Source organism: Modestobacter marinus, assembly GCF_011758655.1.
Lineage (GTDB): Bacteria > Actinomycetota > Actinomycetes > Mycobacteriales > Geodermatophilaceae > Modestobacter > Modestobacter marinus.
In genome coordinates this window covers 843,027-858,989 of record NZ_JAAMPA010000001.1, presented here as the reverse complement: position 1 = coordinate 858,989, position 15,963 = coordinate 843,027, and the positions used below count along the sequence as shown (strand labels likewise).

At 71.3% G+C, this 15,963-nt stretch carries 13 protein-coding genes; 4 read left to right on the top strand and 9 right to left on the bottom strand.

Going from position 1 to position 15,963, the window contains the following annotated elements:
* Window positions 1-439 precede the first annotated feature (439 nt).
* Complete coding sequence (locus tag FB380_RS04065; protein WP_166753956.1) at window positions 440-2,242, bottom strand: ABC transporter ATP-binding protein; 1,803 nt, start codon at window positions 2,240-2,242, stop codon at window positions 440-442.
* 158 nt (window positions 2,243-2,400) lie between these two features.
* Here FB380_RS04065 and FB380_RS04060 point away from each other — a divergent pair, with 158 nt between their 5' ends.
* Complete coding sequence (locus tag FB380_RS04060) at window positions 2,401-3,276, top strand: ATP-grasp fold amidoligase family protein (protein ID WP_166753955.1); 876 nt, start codon at window positions 2,401-2,403, stop codon at window positions 3,274-3,276.
* Between the two features lie 64 nt (window positions 3,277-3,340).
* On the opposite strand, the gene FB380_RS04055 is transcribed toward FB380_RS04060, so the two are convergent.
* From FB380_RS04055 to FB380_RS04030, 6 genes are all read right to left on the bottom strand, one after another.
* Window positions 3,341-4,333 (bottom strand): sugar-transfer associated ATP-grasp domain-containing protein, encoded by a 993-nt coding sequence (locus tag FB380_RS04055; RefSeq protein ID WP_166753954.1) that lies wholly within the window; start codon window positions 4,331-4,333, stop codon window positions 3,341-3,343.
* Entirely contained in the window at window positions 4,330-5,124 is a 795-nt protein-coding gene (locus FB380_RS04050; RefSeq protein WP_166753953.1) for a hypothetical protein, read from the bottom strand. Before FB380_RS04050 ends, FB380_RS04055 begins: the two co-directional genes overlap by 4 nt.
* Before the next feature lie 61 nt (window positions 5,125-5,185).
* Window positions 5,186-6,319: a sugar-transfer associated ATP-grasp domain-containing protein gene (locus FB380_RS04045; RefSeq protein ID WP_166753952.1), complete on the bottom strand. Its 1,134-nt coding sequence runs from the start codon at window positions 6,317-6,319 to the stop codon at window positions 5,186-5,188.
* A gap of 72 nt (window positions 6,320-6,391) precedes the next feature.
* Complete coding sequence (locus FB380_RS04040) at window positions 6,392-7,819, bottom strand: hypothetical protein (RefSeq protein WP_166753951.1); 1,428 nt, start codon at window positions 7,817-7,819, stop codon at window positions 6,392-6,394.
* Window positions 7,820-7,893: 74 nt separating this feature from the next.
* The gene (locus FB380_RS04035) at window positions 7,894-8,565 is read right to left on the bottom strand and encodes a Wzz/FepE/Etk N-terminal domain-containing protein (protein WP_166753950.1); all 672 of its coding nucleotides are present in this window, start codon (window positions 8,563-8,565) and stop codon (window positions 7,894-7,896) included.
* Window positions 8,566-8,615: 50 nt separating this feature from the next.
* A complete protein-coding gene (locus tag FB380_RS04030) occupies window positions 8,616-9,476 on the bottom strand; it encodes an alpha/beta hydrolase (RefSeq protein ID WP_166753949.1) in 861 nt (286 codons plus the stop codon).
* Window positions 9,477-10,201: 725 nt separating this feature from the next.
* On the opposite strand from FB380_RS04030, the gene FB380_RS04025 reads away from it, so the two are divergent.
* A complete protein-coding gene (locus FB380_RS04025; RefSeq protein ID WP_166753948.1) occupies window positions 10,202-11,515 on the top strand; it encodes a hypothetical protein in 1,314 nt (437 codons plus the stop codon).
* 27 nt (window positions 11,516-11,542) lie between these two features.
* Here the strand turns inward: FB380_RS04025 and FB380_RS04020 are convergent, their stop codons facing one another.
* The gene (locus tag FB380_RS04020; RefSeq protein WP_166753947.1) at window positions 11,543-12,769 is read right to left on the bottom strand and encodes a hypothetical protein; all 1,227 of its coding nucleotides are present in this window, start codon (window positions 12,767-12,769) and stop codon (window positions 11,543-11,545) included.
* 659 nt (window positions 12,770-13,428) lie between these two features.
* On the opposite strand from FB380_RS04020, the gene FB380_RS04015 reads away from it, so the two are divergent.
* Window positions 13,429-14,367, top strand: coding sequence for a hypothetical protein (locus tag FB380_RS04015; protein ID WP_166753946.1), 939 nt, complete (start codon window positions 13,429-13,431; stop codon window positions 14,365-14,367).
* 189 nt (window positions 14,368-14,556) lie between these two features.
* Window positions 14,557-14,709: a hypothetical protein gene (locus tag FB380_RS04010; RefSeq protein WP_166753945.1), complete on the top strand. Its 153-nt coding sequence runs from the start codon at window positions 14,557-14,559 to the stop codon at window positions 14,707-14,709.
* Between the two features lie 173 nt (window positions 14,710-14,882).
* Here FB380_RS04010 and FB380_RS04005 read toward each other — a convergent pair whose 3' ends face one another.
* The gene (locus FB380_RS04005) at window positions 14,883-15,500 is read right to left on the bottom strand and encodes a hypothetical protein (protein ID WP_166753944.1); all 618 of its coding nucleotides are present in this window, start codon (window positions 15,498-15,500) and stop codon (window positions 14,883-14,885) included.
* Window positions 15,501-15,963: the final 463 nt, after the last annotated feature.

The window sequence follows — 15,963 nt, the reverse complement described above, 5'->3', positions numbered from 1 at the left end:
GGACGCTCGCCGGTAGAGCCGGTCGCGATGCGGGCAGCTCGCTGAAGGAGGCCAGGGCCTAGGTGTGCACGGCGGCCGCCCGCAACCAGTGCGCTGGTTCGTGGAGAGGGCATTCGGGCTCGTGGTCCTGGAACACCTGTCGATGATGGCGCAGGAACGGGCCCGTGGGCCGGTCTGCTCACCCGCGCTGGTCGTACCCAGGTGACGTTGCTCCGCCAGCGCCGTGAGGTGGTGCCACCGGCACGGTCGGGAAGGCTCTGGAAGGTCAGGATGAGCCGCCTCGCCGACCCTTGAGCCGCGCCGTGAGGCGGCTCAAGGGTCGGCCGGACGGCGTGACCTGCCGCGCTGATGACCCGCGGACGCGTGCTCACCAGCAGCAGCGACCTGCCGTGACGACGCTCGGTGACCTCCCTCCCGGGAGGTCACCGCACCGCCGGGATCAGGGGACGCTGTGCCCGGCCTGCGAGATCTCGGTGATCTCCCGGAAGAAGTCGTTGTCGCGCAGCAGGACCTCGGGCTCGGCGATGCCCTGGAGCCGGCCGTCGCCCATCACCATGACCCGGTCGCAGATCGACAGGGTGGACACCCGGTGCGCGACGAGCAGCAGCAGGACCTCGCCCTTCATCCGGGCCAGGGACTCCTGGACCGCCTGCTCGCTCTTGACGTCCAGCGCGCTGGTCGGCTCGTCGAGGATCAGCACGTCGGGCCGCCCGGCCAGGGCGCGCGCCAGGCACAGCCGCTGGCGCTGGCCGCCGGAAATCGCCGCCGCGCGCTGCCCGATGACCGTCTGGTAGCCCTTCGGCCAGCTGAGGATCTCCTCGTGCAGCGAGGCCTTGCGGGCGGCCTCCTCGACGTCGGCGTCGGAGATGTCGTCGCGGTAGAAGCGGATGTTGTCGGCGACGGTGCCCCAGAGCAGCTGCGGGCTCTGCGGCACGTAGGAGACCCGGTGCCGCCAGTCCTCGAGGCGGAAGTCGCGGCCGTCCTGGTCGTTGACCGTGACGGTGCCGCTGGTGGGCAGCCGGAGGCGCAGCAGCAGCTGCACGATGGAGGACTTCCCCGCCCCGGACGGGCCGACGATGCCGATCACCTCGCCGCGGCTGGCCTCGAAGGAGACGTCGTGCAGGACGGGGGTCTTGGCGTCGTAGCCGAAGTCCACGTGGGACATGCCGAGCCGCTCGATGCGGGACAGCGGCTGGTCGCCGTCCTGCCGGGTGTGGTCGGCGTAGTGGTCCAGCGCCCGGCGCAGCCGGCCCATGTAGGGGATCAGCTCGTTCATCCGGGTGGAGGAGGCCTGGATCCGCTGCCCGAAGGTCAGCGACCGGATGAGGATGAGGACCACCGCACCGAGCTCGCCGATCGCCGTCGCCCCGGAGAGGAAGACGATCGTGAGGGCGAGGAGCAGCAGGAAGAACGCCACGCTCTGGTACAGCGCCGGCACGGCCCGGTTGAGGAAGCGCGTCTGCAGGAGCGGACGACGGACCTCCTGGATCATCCCCTCGACCGCCTCGCGGTAGGCCCGGCTGGCGCCGAAGACCTGCGTCTCCTCGGCCAGCTGGACCATCTCCTGCACGCCCTTGGCGTACTCGACGTTCTCCGCGCTCAGCGCCCGGGCGTGGCCGCGCTGGCGGCGGGCCAGCGGGGCCAGCATCACGAACAGGACCGCCGAGGCGCCGATGAGGATCAGCGCCGTCGGGGCGCTGAGCAGGAAGGCGGAGGCGAGCAGCGTGAAGAACATCAGGACGGCGCTGATGCCCTCGGAGAGGGTGGTGACCGCCGCCGAGGCCTGGATCGCCTGGGTGGTCATCAGGGACTGGAAGTGCCCGTCACGCTCGGCCGACTGGATCTTCCAGGACGCCGAGGTGAACCGCTCGAACAGGTCACGGCGGAGGTTGGCCATCACCGCTGCGCTCATCGACGCGGGGACGTAGGCCAGCCAGACCTGCAGCGCGCCGCGGAAGACGGCCACCCCCATGCCCACCAGGCAGAGGACGAGCAGCGGTGCCTCGAACTCGAGCGGGCCGGGGAGGGCGTCGACCTGCGTCTGCCCTTGCGAGAGCGCGGTGGCGAGGGAGGCGACCAGGGCCAGCAGCACGGCCTCGACCAGACCGGCGACCACCGAGCCGCCGGCCATCACCGCGATGCGCGACTTCGACGAGCCGAGGAAGGGACCGAACTGTTGCCACGCGGTCGTGTAGCGCCGGACGACCCGGGTCGGGGTCGGCCACTGCTTCGGCAGTGACAACTGCTCTCCTGGGTGTGCGGCAGACCCCGGACCGGGGTCTGGTCACGCCGACCCTACCGTCGCGCGGTGGCCGCGAGCAGCGTTGTCGCCCACACTGGGGGACGCCCGGAAGGGGGGCGACGTTGCGGCGTCCGCGCGCGTCTGTTGGAGTGTGCGCCGTGGCCCGTGCGCCGTTCCCCCGTCTCGACCCGCAGCGGCTGGTCCCTGTCCAGCTGCGCCGGGCGAGGAAGTTCTACCTCCGGCACGGTCGGCTGCCCCCGCTGGTGGACTTCGAGACCTTCAACGACAAGGTCCAGTGGCGGGTGACCCGCGACCGCCGCGAGCTGCTCCGGCTCACCTGCGACAAGCTGGCGATGAAGGAGCACGCCGCCCGGCTCGCGCCGGACCTCACCCGCACGCCCGAGACCTACTGGTTCGGCACGGACGTCGCCGAGCTGCGGGACGTCGACCTCCCCGAGAACTGGGTGCTGAAGCCGAACCACGCCAGCCAGCGCGTGGTGATCAGCGGTGGCCCGGCCGACGTCGACGCGCTCGCCGCGGAGGTCGAGGGGTGGGTGAGCGAGCCGTACTGGCGGCGCAGTGGCGAGTGGGCCTACCGCACCGCGCGCCCCGGCCTGCTCGTCGAGGAGTTCATCGGCACGCCGGGTGAGGTGCCGGCCGACCTCAAGCTGTTCGTCTTCGACGGCGTGCCCCGCGCCGTCGCCGTCCACAGCCGGGACGGGAACGTGCACCGGGCGCGGTACTACACCCCCGACTGGGAGCCGCTGCCCTGGAACGGCGGCTACGCCCCCGGGCCGGACACCGCACGGCCGGAGCGGCTGGAGGACATGCTGAAGGCGGCGTCCCTGCTGGCGGCGGACTTCGACATGATGCGCGTGGACTTCTACGAGCACGACGGGGTGCTGTGGTTCGGCGAGCTGACCCCGTACCCCGCGGCGGGCCTGGCCCGGTACGAGCCGGAGCTGGACCGGCTGCTGGGCAGCTGGTGGGAGCTCCCGGTCTCCGGGAAGCGGCGGCTGCTCCGCCTCCGCTGAGCCCCGCCCGGGGCCGCGGCAGGCGCTCCCCGGCACAGGGGAGCGCCTGCGCCACCCCGTGGGTTCAGGCGTGCCGGCGGTCGAGCAGGCCGTGGTCGATGTAGAAGCGCCGCACGCGCGGGTCGGACAGGAACGACCCGTGGAACTGGAACACGTTGAGGTTCGGGACCCCGGCGTTCCCCTCGAGGACCAACGGGCCGCGGTCGGTGACGCAGACGTCCCAGCCGACGTGGGTGACCTCCGGGAAGGCCCGCATCAGCTCCCCGACCAGGTCGAGCACCTCGCCCCAGTGCGGCACGGTCTCCCCGGCGATCTGCACGTCGGTGTCCGGGTGCCGGTCGTACGTCGGCCGCCCGCGCTCCCGGGGGCGGCCCACCGCCGGGCCGAGGCGCCCGGACGCGAGGTCGACGGCGCTGCACAGGCCGCCCGAGCTGACGTTGTCGACGGCGCCGCTGGCCGCGGTGCCCCACCGGTGGACCGCGGCGGCGACCACCGGGTCGCCGTCCGGCAGCCGGATGGCCAGCGCCCGGAGCGTGTTGAGCGAGCCCGGGTGCACGGCGCGCAGCTGCGGGTGCTGCGCCAGCCGCTCCTGCACGAGGACGACGGCGTCCGGGTCACCGGCGACCAGGCTCTCGACCTGCTCGCCGGCCACGATGCGGACCCCGCGTCCGCCCGCCCCGTCGAGGGGCTTGACGACGACGGCCGCCGCCGCACGCATCCGGTCCAGCGCCTCCGCCGACCGGCCGTACAGGACCCCGCGCAGCCCCACGCCGTAGACCTCGGGTGCGCTCGCGGCGAGCCCGCGGGCGACCACGACGTCGGCGAAGACGTTCTTGTCCTCCAGCAGCCGGGCGCCGGCCGGGTGGTTCAGCCGGCGCAGCCGGGCCTCGACCGCGGCGTCGCTGATGAAGGGGACGGCGGGGTCGTGGATGCCGGGGTAGGCGTACCAGCGGTTGGAGAGGAAGCCGCGCCGCCACATCGTCGGGTGCAGCCGCCCGGCGTACTGGCGCCGCTCCAGGCGGGCCATGGTCCGCAGCAGCGTCGCCCGGCTGGTCATGCGGCGCGCCGGACCCGCCGCCTGGCGGCCCGGGTGAGCCGCCGCTGGGTCCGCACGACCTTGCGACCGAGGACCAGTGCCGGGGGAGCGAAGGTCACGCCGTCCCGGTTGGTCAGCTGGCAGGGCCGGCACTGACCGCAGGGCAGGTCGCCCAGGGGGTCGTGGCAGAACCAGCGCTGCGACAGCAGGTCCAGGAAGCCGTGATCCCGGGCGATCGCGGCCATCTCGCCCTTCGTCGTCCGGAGGACGGGGAAGGACCAGAAGCGGAACATCTGCGCCTCGGGGGCGGAGCTGAGCGTGCCGCGGTCGTCGGTGAAGACCAGGCGGTGCAGGGCGGTGGGGCCGTCGTCGTGGGCCTGCATGCAGACCTCCACGTTCGACCAGCCGAGCTTCTCGGCGACGCCGGCCAGGTAGACGTACTGGCTGCCGATCCAGACGCCGTGGCGCAGGATCGAGGCGTTGAGGGCCTGGAGCTCCTCCGACGGCGGGAAGTCCCAGCGCAGGTGCAGCTCGGTGGGGGCGAGCATCGCCGGGTCGTCGAGCCGCTGGAGCAGCTGCTCGCGCATCCGGGACATCGTGCTGAGCTCCAGCAGGGTGCTGCGGCGCTCGGGGTTGACCACGTAGATCGGCTGCACGGGCCGGTGGTCGACGAGCAGCGCCTGCATCAGCCGGAAGGAGGAGTCCCAGCCGCCGGTCCACAGCAGCCGGACGGGGGAGTGATCAGTGACGGGGGCGGCGGCCGCGGTGGGGGCGGCGTCCTCGGTCAGCGCGTGGTCCTCGGCGGCAGTCATCGCCGTCCTCTCGTTCGTTCCAGGGGTCACGGGTGCGGTGCCGGACGACCGGCCGCGGGGTTCATCGGGAGCCGAGGGCGCGACCGGCCCGCCGGGCCACCCGGCCGGCGCGGTCTCGGCCGCGGAGCGCCATCCCGAGGGCGACCTGCCGGGACACCCGGCCGGTGGGCAGCGGCACGCCGAGGGCCTCGACCCGCTCCCGGGTGACCGGGTCGGCGAGCCAGCCCTCGTCGGCCAGCATCTGCGAGCCGCGCAGGCTCCAGTGCACGTTGCCCTCGAGCAGCACGGGCCCGTCCGGGCCGATCACCACGTCCCAGCCGAGGAAGCGCAGCCCCGGGAAGAGGACGGCGGCGCGGCGGCACAGGTCGACGGTCTCCTGCCACAGGGGCAGCTGCCGGCCGGCGAACCGCTCGCCGGTGTCGGGGTGGTCGGTCAGGTCGCCGGGCACCCCCTTGAGGATGCCGGGGCCCATCACGCCGGTGGTCACGTCGATCGGGATGCTGACCCCGCCGGAGCCCCAGTTGTCGATCATGTTCCCGCGCCGGCCGAGGCGGGTGCTCGCCGCGTGCACGTGCGCCGTCCCGTCGGCGGCGACGGTGGTGAGGACGCGGCAGGTGTTGGTCGTCGTGGGGGCGAGTGCGGCCAGGTCCGGGTGGTTGCGGACGGCGTGCTGCACGACGTACCCGCTGACCCCGCGCTCACCGCCCGGGTCGAGGGCGGCGAACACGCGCTCGAGGGTGGTCTCCTCGCCGGTGCGGGTCGTGGCCGCGCCGGTCGCGTGGTCGATCCGGTCGAGGATGGTGATCTGCGCGCCCTGCCCTCCGCCTGCGGGCTTCACCACCAGCCCGGTCGGGCGCTCGCGGTCCAGCTCGGCGAGGACCTGCGGCACGGTCCGCAGCGGGCGCTCGCCGTCCCAGGTGGTGCCCTGGACGCTGTCGTAGAAGCCGATGGTCGGCGGCACGGGCAGGCCGAACCCGTCGGCGAAGCGGTAGAAGACCCACTTGTGCTCGGTGAGCACGTGGTTGCGCGGGTCGTTGACGACGTCCTGGACGAACCTGCGGTTCCAGTCGCTGCCCAGGAACCGGCCGGCGTCGGTGGGCGGGCGGCCGTCATCGAAGCCGTAGGCGGCGAAGTCCGCGGGCCGGTAACCCCACAGCCAGACCAACTTGACGCGCTGCAGCCTGCTCAGGGTCACCTAGTTCCTCCTACCGCTGCACTCATGACGGCGCCGGTGGCCGGCCGGCCACGGCATTCTGCCCGAAGACGATCAAGCTGTGACCGGTTCTCCGTGCCCCATGGCCGGTGCTGGTCCCCGGGACGCGTCGTGCCGGGCCTCGTGGCGCGCGTCGACGCGGAGCGAGGCGATGACGCCGGCGGCGGCGAACACGAACGGGAAGGACGGCGACGACACGAACACCGGGGCCACGGCGGACTCCACGAGCAGCAGGATCAGCCACCCGACGCCGGTGATCCGGATCCAGCGGACCAGCACGTCCTCGTGGGCGGAGACGCGCCGCAGCAGGGCGACGACGATGCAGGCGAGGCCGGCCGCGAAGAAGAAGGCGCCGAACCAGCCCGTCTCCCCGTAGATCGCCGGCCACTGCGAGTCGTTGAGGAACTGGCCGGAGTCCGGCCCCGGGCCCAGGCCATAGCGGCCAGGGAAGCCCAGCGCGTAGTACAGCGGGCTGTAGTCGTCGGCGGCCGTGGAGCTGCCGTACCGGCCGAACCCCGCGCCGACCGGGAAGTACTGCGCCGCCACGGTGATCCCACCCGCGGTGAGCAGGCCCCGCGCGGAGTCCTGGTTCAGGTAGATCTCGATGTCGCCACCGATGAGGTCCGCCAGGGGAGGCACGGTGATCAGCGCGATGAGCGGCCCGATGCAGAGGATCGCCGCGACCCCGACCGGCCGGAGGAAGCGGGCGCCGACCACCGCGAGCGTGGCCAGCAGCCCGACGATCGACTTCACCTGGAAGGTCAGGAAGGCCAGCCCGCCGGAGACGAGCACCAGGACCGTGTTGGCGAAGGACCGGCGGACGACCATGCCGTAGACGAGCGCGGCGACGGCGAGCACCCCGCAGAACCGGCTGAAGGCGGCCGGGTGCTGGAACGCGCCGTTGATCGCCGGGAACGGGCCGATGTAGCTGATCGGCGGCCGCCCGGTGGTGAACTCCGCCCACGCGGCCGGGGCCGCGAGGTTCAGCAGGGCACTGAGGGCCATGAGCACGATCGCCGTGATGCCGAGGCGGACCAGCAGGGCCAGGTCGTCGCGGTCCCAGTGCAGCTGCGCGATGGCGAAGGCGAACAGCACGCCCTTGACGGCGATGAAGGCCGCGGGGACGGCGAGCCCGACGGGCACCTCGGCCAGCGCGGCGCTGACCAGCCCGGCGACGAGGAAGCCGACGAACCAGCCGGTCCCGGGCAGCCAGACCAGGCGCCCCTCGGTGACCAGGCGGCGGGTGGTGAGGGCGACGAAGGCGAGGGCGATCACGCCCTCGTCCGCGTAGGTGCCCACCTGTCCCAGCACGTTCTGGATGGGCGCCGAGAGGATGATGACGACCAGCGCCAGGAGGACGAAGAGCTTCGGCCGGAACGCCGCGATCAGCACCCCGGTGAGGGCGATGAGCACGGCGAGCGGCAGGGCCGGCTCGATCAAGGCCAGGGCGGCCAGGACGAAGGTCAGGGCTGCGGCGAGCACCGCCCAGGCGGGCCCGGGAGGCGTTCCCGGGCCGGACCGCGCGGTGGCGCCAGCGGTCGTCGGCGGCGCCGACATCAGCGTCCCCGGGTCCCCGCGGAGAGCGCCTGGCGGAACACGATCACCAGGAAGGCGACGAGCAGGCCGACCGCGAGCCCGGCCAGCAGGTTCAGCAGGAGCAGCGGCGACGCCAGCTCGTCGGGGATCTCCGGGGCCTCGACCACGGTCCCGGTCAGGCTGACCGGGGTGGCGGCGGCGCCGTCCCCCTCGATCTGGGTGATGAGGCTGGCGGCGATCGCGTTGGCGAGCTCGGCGGCGTTCGTCGGCGTGCCGGCCTCGACGGTGATGTTGATGATCGAGGTGCGGGGGATGACCTCGGCGGAGACGTTGTCCACCAGCTCGGTCGAGGAGACGTCTGCATCGATGGCGTCGATGGCGGGGTCGAGCACCGCGGGGGTCTGGGCGAGGGCGGCGAAGGTCTCCACCCGGTCGGCGACGAGCGCGGACGCCTGGGACAGGCTGTCGGTGGCCTCGACGGCGACGACCGGGTCGACGAGCACCTTGGTCTCGGTCTCGTACCGCTCCGGCAGGAAGACGGTGAGGAGCCAGCCGGCGAGGAGCCCGGCGACGACGGCGGCCACGATGATCAGCCAGCTCCGGCGGATCACGCGCAGCACGTCACGCAGCGGCGTGCCCGGGTCCTCGTGGCGGTACCGGGGGAGCGGGGGCGCGGCGGTGTCGGTGGTCATGTCCGTGGTCCTCTCGGGGGGTACCGGCGTGCGCGAGTCCGGCGCGCCGATCACAGTTGTTCCTGCAGGAAGTCGAGGACCTGGCGCCGCACGTCGCTGTCGAGCAGCGTGATGCCGTGCTTGGGCCCGTCGACGAGCAGCAGCTCCGCCGGCACGCCGACGGCGTCCAGGGCTGCTGCGAGTGCCTCCGGTTGTTCCGCGGGCACCAGTTCGTCGGTGCCGTTGACCAGCAGCATCGGTGGGTCGGAGGGGTCCACCCCGGTGATGGGGGAGGCCGGCACCGACTGCGGGCAGTCGGTCACCGAGGTGCAGCCCAGGTAGTTCAGCACCAGGTCGGCGGCGTCCTCGCTGGGCTGCCCCAGCTCGAGGCCCTCGGGGGAGAGCACGGAGACGCCGCTCAGGGACGCCACCGCCGCCAACCGTGCACCGCTGTCGAGCGGACCCTCGCCGCGGGTGGCCAGGCTCTGCGCGATGATCGCGCCGGCCGAGCTGCCGATGGCGCCGATCCGCGCCGGGTCGATGCCGAACTGCTCCACCTGGGCGGGGTCGCGCAGCCACTGCACGGCGTTGGCGAGGTCGTCGACCTGGGCGGGGTAGGTGAACTCGGGTGCGAGGCGGTAGTCGACGGAGAAGGCGGCCGCGCCCTGTTCCGCCGTCAGCTCGCACAGGGTGCGGACGCCGGTGCTGTCGCGGGCGCCCTCGGTGAAGCCACCGCCGTGCACGATCAGCACCGCCGGGAGCGGCTCCTCGGCGTCGGTGGGGAGGCAGGCGTCCAGCTTCAGCTCGGTCTGGTCGTCGGACCAGTACGTGAGGCCCTCCGTCACCTGGACGTTGTCGGGACCGGGGTCGAGCCGGGCCGTCGGCTCGGACGGCGAGGAGCAGGCGCTCAGCGTCACGAGCAGTGCGGTCACGCCGAGGGCGGCCGCGGGGAGGAGGCCGCGTGGCGACGCCGCGGGGCTGGTCACATGCATCGGGGTCTCGAATCCGTTGGGCGGCGACGGACGAGGGCCCCCGTGCCCGAGGACGGCGGGGCCGGGTCTCGTCGAGGCCATCGGCTCATCAGTGCTGGGCGGCTGTGCTGCCCGGTCCAGTCGTCAGGGAGGCAGCCCCGTGAACTTAGCGTCCGGACCGGGGCGGCGACCGTGATCGCTGTCACGACCCCGCGCCGGATGAGGGTGGCGACGGACGGCGCGCTGGGTCGCTCGTGGACCGTGAGCGACGCGACTCACGAGTCGAGGGGAAGTGATCACTCACAGCAACTACTGCGCGTCCTTGTCCGTCGAGTGACACAGCGTGGCGAGAGGCCAGTTTATCCGGCGCACGCGGGGGCGGGGCCAGCCTCGTCACCAGATCGGGTGTCCCTGAGCACGCTGCCGTCGTCGTGGTGGGCCGGTCGGAAGGTGCTGATCAGGGCGGTACGGACGGTGGTCGCAGCAATACATCGGATGAGTTGACGCCAGCTGGTGCGGATCGTCGGGTGACCTGCCGATGCATCCGGTGCGGCCGGGACGTCGACAGCGCGGCCGGTCGGTTCGTCGGGTGCGTGGGCGGGCACCCCGTGTCACTTCTGTACCACCGGACTCAGAAGTTCCCCAATCCCGTGGCGTGACGTAATCGCGCTGCTACGTTCCGCTGCGTGCCTCGCTCCCGTTTCGTCTCCACACGAAAGTCCGCCTCGGCCACCTGCCGCGCGATCATGGGTGGTGGCCGCAGTCGCTGGCTCGCCCTGGCGATCGCCATGGGCTGCCTCGTCCCGGTGACCGAAGCCGCCACCGGTGCCGCTGAGCCGGTGCCCGCCGCCGACGTCGCGGCGCCCGCGCCGGCCCCGGTCGCGGACGCGCCCGTCGCGGCGGTGACCGAAGCACCGACCGAGGACCCGGCCACGCAGCCGAACGCCGGTGCCGCGGCCAGTGCGTCGGCGGACGCCCGAGCCGACAGCCTGGCGGCCTCCTCGTCCGCCCCGAAGCCCCCTGCTCCCGCTCCTGCCCCCACCGCCGAGGCACCCCGCGTCGAGGAGGTGGCGGCACCTGCGCCGGCCCCCGCGCCGGTGAAGGTCGAGCAGGTCGCCGCACCGGCCCCGGCGCCGGCGGCCACCACTACCTCGGGTGCCGCGCTCAGCTGGGCGCCGCCCGCCGGCTACGCGAACTACCCCGTGACCAAGGTGACGGCGACCAACTCGCTGACGACGATCAGCGGTCGCGGTGGTGACGTGCTGATCCAGCTGCCCAAGGACCGTGCGGTGGGCCCGATCACGATCGCGGACTGCCGCAACGCCGTCATCATCGGCGGCAGCATCCGGGCGCTGCCCTCGGCGAAGGTGTCCGGCTACGACCAGCGCGCCATCTACGTGCGCAACTGCACCGGCACGGTGCACATCGAGGGCGTCCACATCGACGGCGCCGTGAGCGGCGCGCAGACCGACGGCATCGCCGCGAACGCGCCGAAGGCCATCCTCCAGATCCAGAACGTGCGGGTCGACGGCCTGCGCGGCATGAGCACCGGGAACCACGCCGACGTCTTCCAGCCCTGGGGCGGGCTGAGGGAGTTCCGCATCGACCGGCTGACCGGCTCGTCGAACTTCCAGGGGCTGCACATCTTCGAGAACACCGGGCCGATCGGCGCCGGCATCATCCGGAACACCAACATCTTCGGGCACAACGACGCCCCGGTGGACAAGGGTGGCTACTACATCTGGACCGACTGCGCCGACGACTACCCGCTGACCCTGGACGGCGTCTACGTCGCACCCCGGCCGGGTCGGCCCTTCGGTCAGAGCGTCTGGCCCTCGGTGACCCACAAGACGTGCGCGGCGAACGTCTCCAACGGCGTGGCGACCTGGCCGAAGGACGCCTCGATCACCGGCAGCGTGCGGGAGGGTCGCCCCTCGTCGGGTGACTTCGTCCCGGCCGGCTCGGTCGGCGCCACCTACACCTCGCCCGGCTACCGCTGACCTCTGGTCAGACTCCGGCTGTCGCGCTCAGCGACCGATCTGATGCCGCCGAGAGGCGGCGCCGAGTGCCTCGTCCCCGGACCTCCGGGGGCGAGGCACTCGGCTGTGGTGGCCGGCGCGCCTGTCACGCAGCACCATCCCGGCGAGGAGTGCGGTGCACACCGCGGCCTCGATGATGAGGGTGGAATCGAGTGGCTGCCGGAAACGCGTCCTGGTGAAGGTCAGCGCCATGAAGGCGGCGCTCGTCATGAAGACGGTGAGCAGCAGCAGTTCCGGTGGCTTCGGCGGGAACCTGCGCCACAGCGCCAGCCGTACAAGCGCCAATGCGACCAGCGGCACGAAGGTCAGGTACGACACCAGCCGCTCCATCAAGCCGCCGCCGGTCGCGGACGCGGGCTCGTTGTACGGAGCGAAGTAGTTCACCACCTTGCCCAAGTAGAGCTGCGCTGCCTCACCGGGGTTCTCGCCCACCCAGGTGAACGCGGCATCGGTGTAGAAACTGCTCTCCTCGCTCTCCGTCATGGCCGCCCGGTCAGCAGTTGCCCGGTGGCTGTCGATGTCGGCGGTGACCCCGGAGGTGGGCGTCGCCTCGGCCGAGTTCCCCAACAGCAGGTTGACGCCGGTGGCGGTGCTCACCGGGACGAACGCGTCGAAGGCGACAGCGTTGCGCGCCGTCCAGAGCGCCACCGGGAGCAACCCGGCCAGCACCGCCGGGACCACGAAGCGAACGGCCTGGTGGCGGAACCGCCACAACGCCCACAGGACGGCGACGAGGGCGGCGAAGGCCAGGGTCGGCACGGAGTACAGGACGACGACGGCCAGCAGCCCGACACCGGCTCCGTGCCAGGGCCGGGCCGCCCGAGGGTCGACGAGGCTCAATGCGATCGCACCGAGCAGGGCGGCCATGCCCAACGTCTGCGGGTACAGGGTGGCCGCGGTGTAGACGTTCAGCGGGTAGAGCAGGAGCAGGAACGCTGCGAGCCACCCCGCCGACGGCCCCGCGATGTGTGTCGCTATCCGACGGGCCAGGAGCGCGGACGCGACGAGCAGTGCCACCGACACGGCTACGAGGAGCTCGATCGGTGTGCCGAGGAGCCGGAACACCGCGAGCAGCAGGGGCCAGGCCGGCGGTCGGTAGGCGGTGGTCTCACCGTCCAGCTCGTAGCCGTCACCGCGGAGCACCGCGTCGGCGATGGTGACGTAGCCCCGTTCGTCGCGGTAGGACAGGTCACCTGTCACCAGTGCGAAGGCCACGACCACCGCAGAGGCGCACCAGAACATGACCCAGATGAGCCGGTCCCGATTTGTCCGAACCGCTTTCAGCAAACGCGTCACAGTTGTTGACCCCCGTGGTCGGTATTCCGGGGGACCGTAGCTGAGTCATTGGCATTTCGGGGCCCAATTCGTCCGGTAGTTGGTCTCGGGAACTGTGTGCGATCCAACCGCTACCTGCCGTTGCGCGAATGAGAGTTCGTGCAGGTCCTTTCGATCACGCTCAGCGGCGAGGGCGGTACTGATTGCGATTCTGCCAATCCGAGCAGGGATCAACTCGGCGACAGGCCCGTCTGCCACGCGCCACGGCGTGAGGGTCCTGAGAAGCGGTTGATCTGCTGCCGGGGGGTCGTTCGCGGGGTGAACTGCGTGTGACGTTGTCGAGACCGTTGGCCCACCGCGTGCGGTGAGCCGGTTCGTTCGGTGCGGGCCAGGTCACCCGGAGTGGTCCTCATATCACCGGACCGAGCAGTTCCACAAGATGTGCGGTGTGACGTAATGACGCTGCTACCTTGCCCCGCGTGCCTCGACCCAGTTTCGTCTCCTCACGAAAGTCCGCCTCGGCTACGCGCCGTTCGATCGCGAGTGGCGGCCGCGGCCGCTGGCTTGCGCTCGCCATAGCCGCCGGCTGCCTCGTGCCGATGACGACCACCGTCACCGCCGCCGAGCCCCAGGCGCCCGCGCCTGGTGTGGCCCTCGCATCGCCGCAGCTCGAGCTGGCTGCCGCGACCAGCCGCCCCAAGCTCAGCTGGGCGCCGCCCGCCGGGTACGCCAACTACCCCGTCAAGAAGGTGACGGCGACGACGTCGATGACCACGATCAGCGGTCGCGGCGGTGACGTGCTGGTCAAGCTGCCCACCGACCGCGCGGTCGGCCCGATCACGATCACCGACTGCCGCAACGCCGTCCTCATCGGCGGCAGCATCAAGGCCCTCCCCTCGGCAAAGGTCGGCGGCCACGACCAGCGCGCGATCTACGTGCGCAACTGTACGGGCACCGTGCACATCGAGGGCGTCTACATCAACGGCGCCGTGAGCGGAGCGCAGACCGACGGCATTGCCGCCAACGCGCCGCGGGCCGTCCTGCAGATCCAGAACGTGCGGGTCAACGGCCTGCGCGGCACGAGCACCGGGAACCATGCCGACGTCTTCCAGCCGTGGGGCGGGCTGCGGGAGTACCGCATCGACCGGCTGACCGGCTCCTCGAACTTCCAGGGCCTGCACGTCTTCGAGAACACCGGCCCGATCGGTCGCGGGACGATCCGGAACACCAACATCGTCGGGACCAACGACGGCACGGTGGACAAGGGCGGCTACTACATCTGGACCGACTGCAACGATGACTACCCGCTGGCCCTTGAGGGCGTCTACGTCAGTCCCCGGCCCGGCCGGCCCTTCGGTCAGAGCGTCTGGCCCTCGGTGACCCACAAGCAGTGCCCGTCGAAGGTCGCCAACGGGGTGGCGACCTGGCCGAGGGACAGCTCGATCACCGGCAGCGTGAGGCAGGGGCGCCCGTCGTCGGGTGACTTCGTCCCCTCCGGCTCGGTCGGCGCGACCTACACCTCGCCCGGCTACCGCTGACCTCTCCTCAGACTCCGCCGGTCGCGCTCAGCGACCGATCTCATTCGCCGAGAGGCGAAGCCGAGTGTCTCGCCCCCGGTGCCCCGGGGGCGAGGCACTCGGCCGTGGTGGCTTGCACGCCTTTCGCCCGCACCATTCCAGCGAGTAGCGCGCCCGGCAGGGCGACCGCACCCAACGCCACCTGCCCCAGTGGATCGCCGCACCCAGGACGTCCAGGCGTGCGCCCAACTGGGCATCGCCCGCGGCTACACCAAGTACCCTGTCACCACGGCCACAGCGACGAAGTTGCTGACGACGGTGAGCGGTCGCGGGGGTGGCGTGCTGATCGAGCTGGGCCGGTGATCCTGCACCGGTTCTGCGGCAGTTGATCGGCTTGGATCTATGTCCGTGATGGCGGATCAGGGTGACAGCTCGCCCTGATGTCCACCGCCGCGTGCGGGAAGCCGGATGAAGATTGCGTGGGCACTGCAGAACAGTGCATCTGCCGGCGACCTCGCGCCGCCAGTCTCATCTCCTCACGCGCTGATTCTGGCGCGGTCGGGGTTGGCTGGAATGGACGTGTGCCAGGCCAGGACGGGCACGGCGATCCACTGGAATGCGCCCAGCAACTTGAGACCGTCCTCCAAGAGGTACGCAGGGGAGGAGGTGCCACTCAGCAATGGGTCGACCACGACCGAGCCAGCCAGGAAGATGCCGCCGATAACGAAGGCTGTGCCGACGCCTTGTCGTATGTGGTCACGCAACGACCAGGCTATCGACGCGGAAAGTAGTGCATAGAATGCGAAGATCGCGCCTTCGGCGTAGTAAAACGACGATGGTATCTGTTCATGGATCAGCAGGGCGTCGTCTGCTAAGAGCAACAAAGCCAGGATCCCCAGTCGGCGCAGTGGGGATCGTAAGTTCGATGTGCCTGAGTGGGCCACGAAGAGGGCCAGGCTGGCAACCGCTCCCCATGACACTGCGCTGAGAATGCTCACTGCGCCGGCAAAAGGGGGCAGTGAGGGTGCCAGTGCACCGGGATCGCGTGTGTAGGTCCCTACGTTCAATCCGCTGGCTGCTGATGCGACGACGACGGATGCCACGACCGACAGACTCGCCCCCAGGGCGACGCCTATCGTTCGGCCGGAGTTCATCCGGCAAAGCTAGGCCATAGTCGTCGACCGCGGAAGATCCCGTGGTGGTCGGAGTCACGGACCCGCCGGAACGCCTGTTCGATGGGCTCGTTTCGGATGGCCCGATGCGATACCGCTGCCTCGGCTCCCATTCTTCACTCGGGCAAGATTCGAGATGCCGGTGCGGGTCCGCGTGCGCTGACCGCTGCTCCGCATGTAGTACCTCTTGCCTCGAGCCCCGGATCAGCTGATTCAGGACGCACTTTAGTGGTCACAATCACATGCACTCTGCGAGCCGTCGTCCTGCTGGGGGAAGGCGCGTCACAACTGAGAGCGATTGACCCCTGACTTTCCGTCGATCACCACGGCGGCTCACTCGACGGTGAGCCGTTATTTACCTGTTTGTGTCTCCCGCTAACGCTGCGCAGCCGATAACTTCTGTCCGCCGGTCGACAGCGTGGTTCCCGGTAAGCCGAGGATGTCG

Excerpts from the sequence above, each read along its gene's own strand:
- FB380_RS04055 (WP_166753954.1), bottom strand. The coding sequence starts at position 4,333 with ATGACCAGCCGGGCGACGCTGCTGCGGACCATGGCCCGCCTGGAGCGG.
- FB380_RS04050 (WP_166753953.1), bottom strand. The coding sequence starts at position 5,124 with ATGACTGCCGCCGAGGACCACGCGCTGACCGAGGACGCCGCCCCCACC.
- FB380_RS04035 (WP_166753950.1), bottom strand. The coding sequence starts at position 8,565 with ATGACCACCGACACCGCCGCGCCCCCGCTCCCCCGGTACCGCCACGAG.
- FB380_RS04015 (WP_166753946.1), top strand. The coding sequence starts at position 13,429 with ATGACGACCACCGTCACCGCCGCCGAGCCCCAGGCGCCCGCGCCTGGT.
- FB380_RS04005 (WP_166753944.1), bottom strand. The coding sequence starts at position 15,500 with ATGAACTCCGGCCGAACGATAGGCGTCGCCCTGGGGGCGAGTCTGTCG.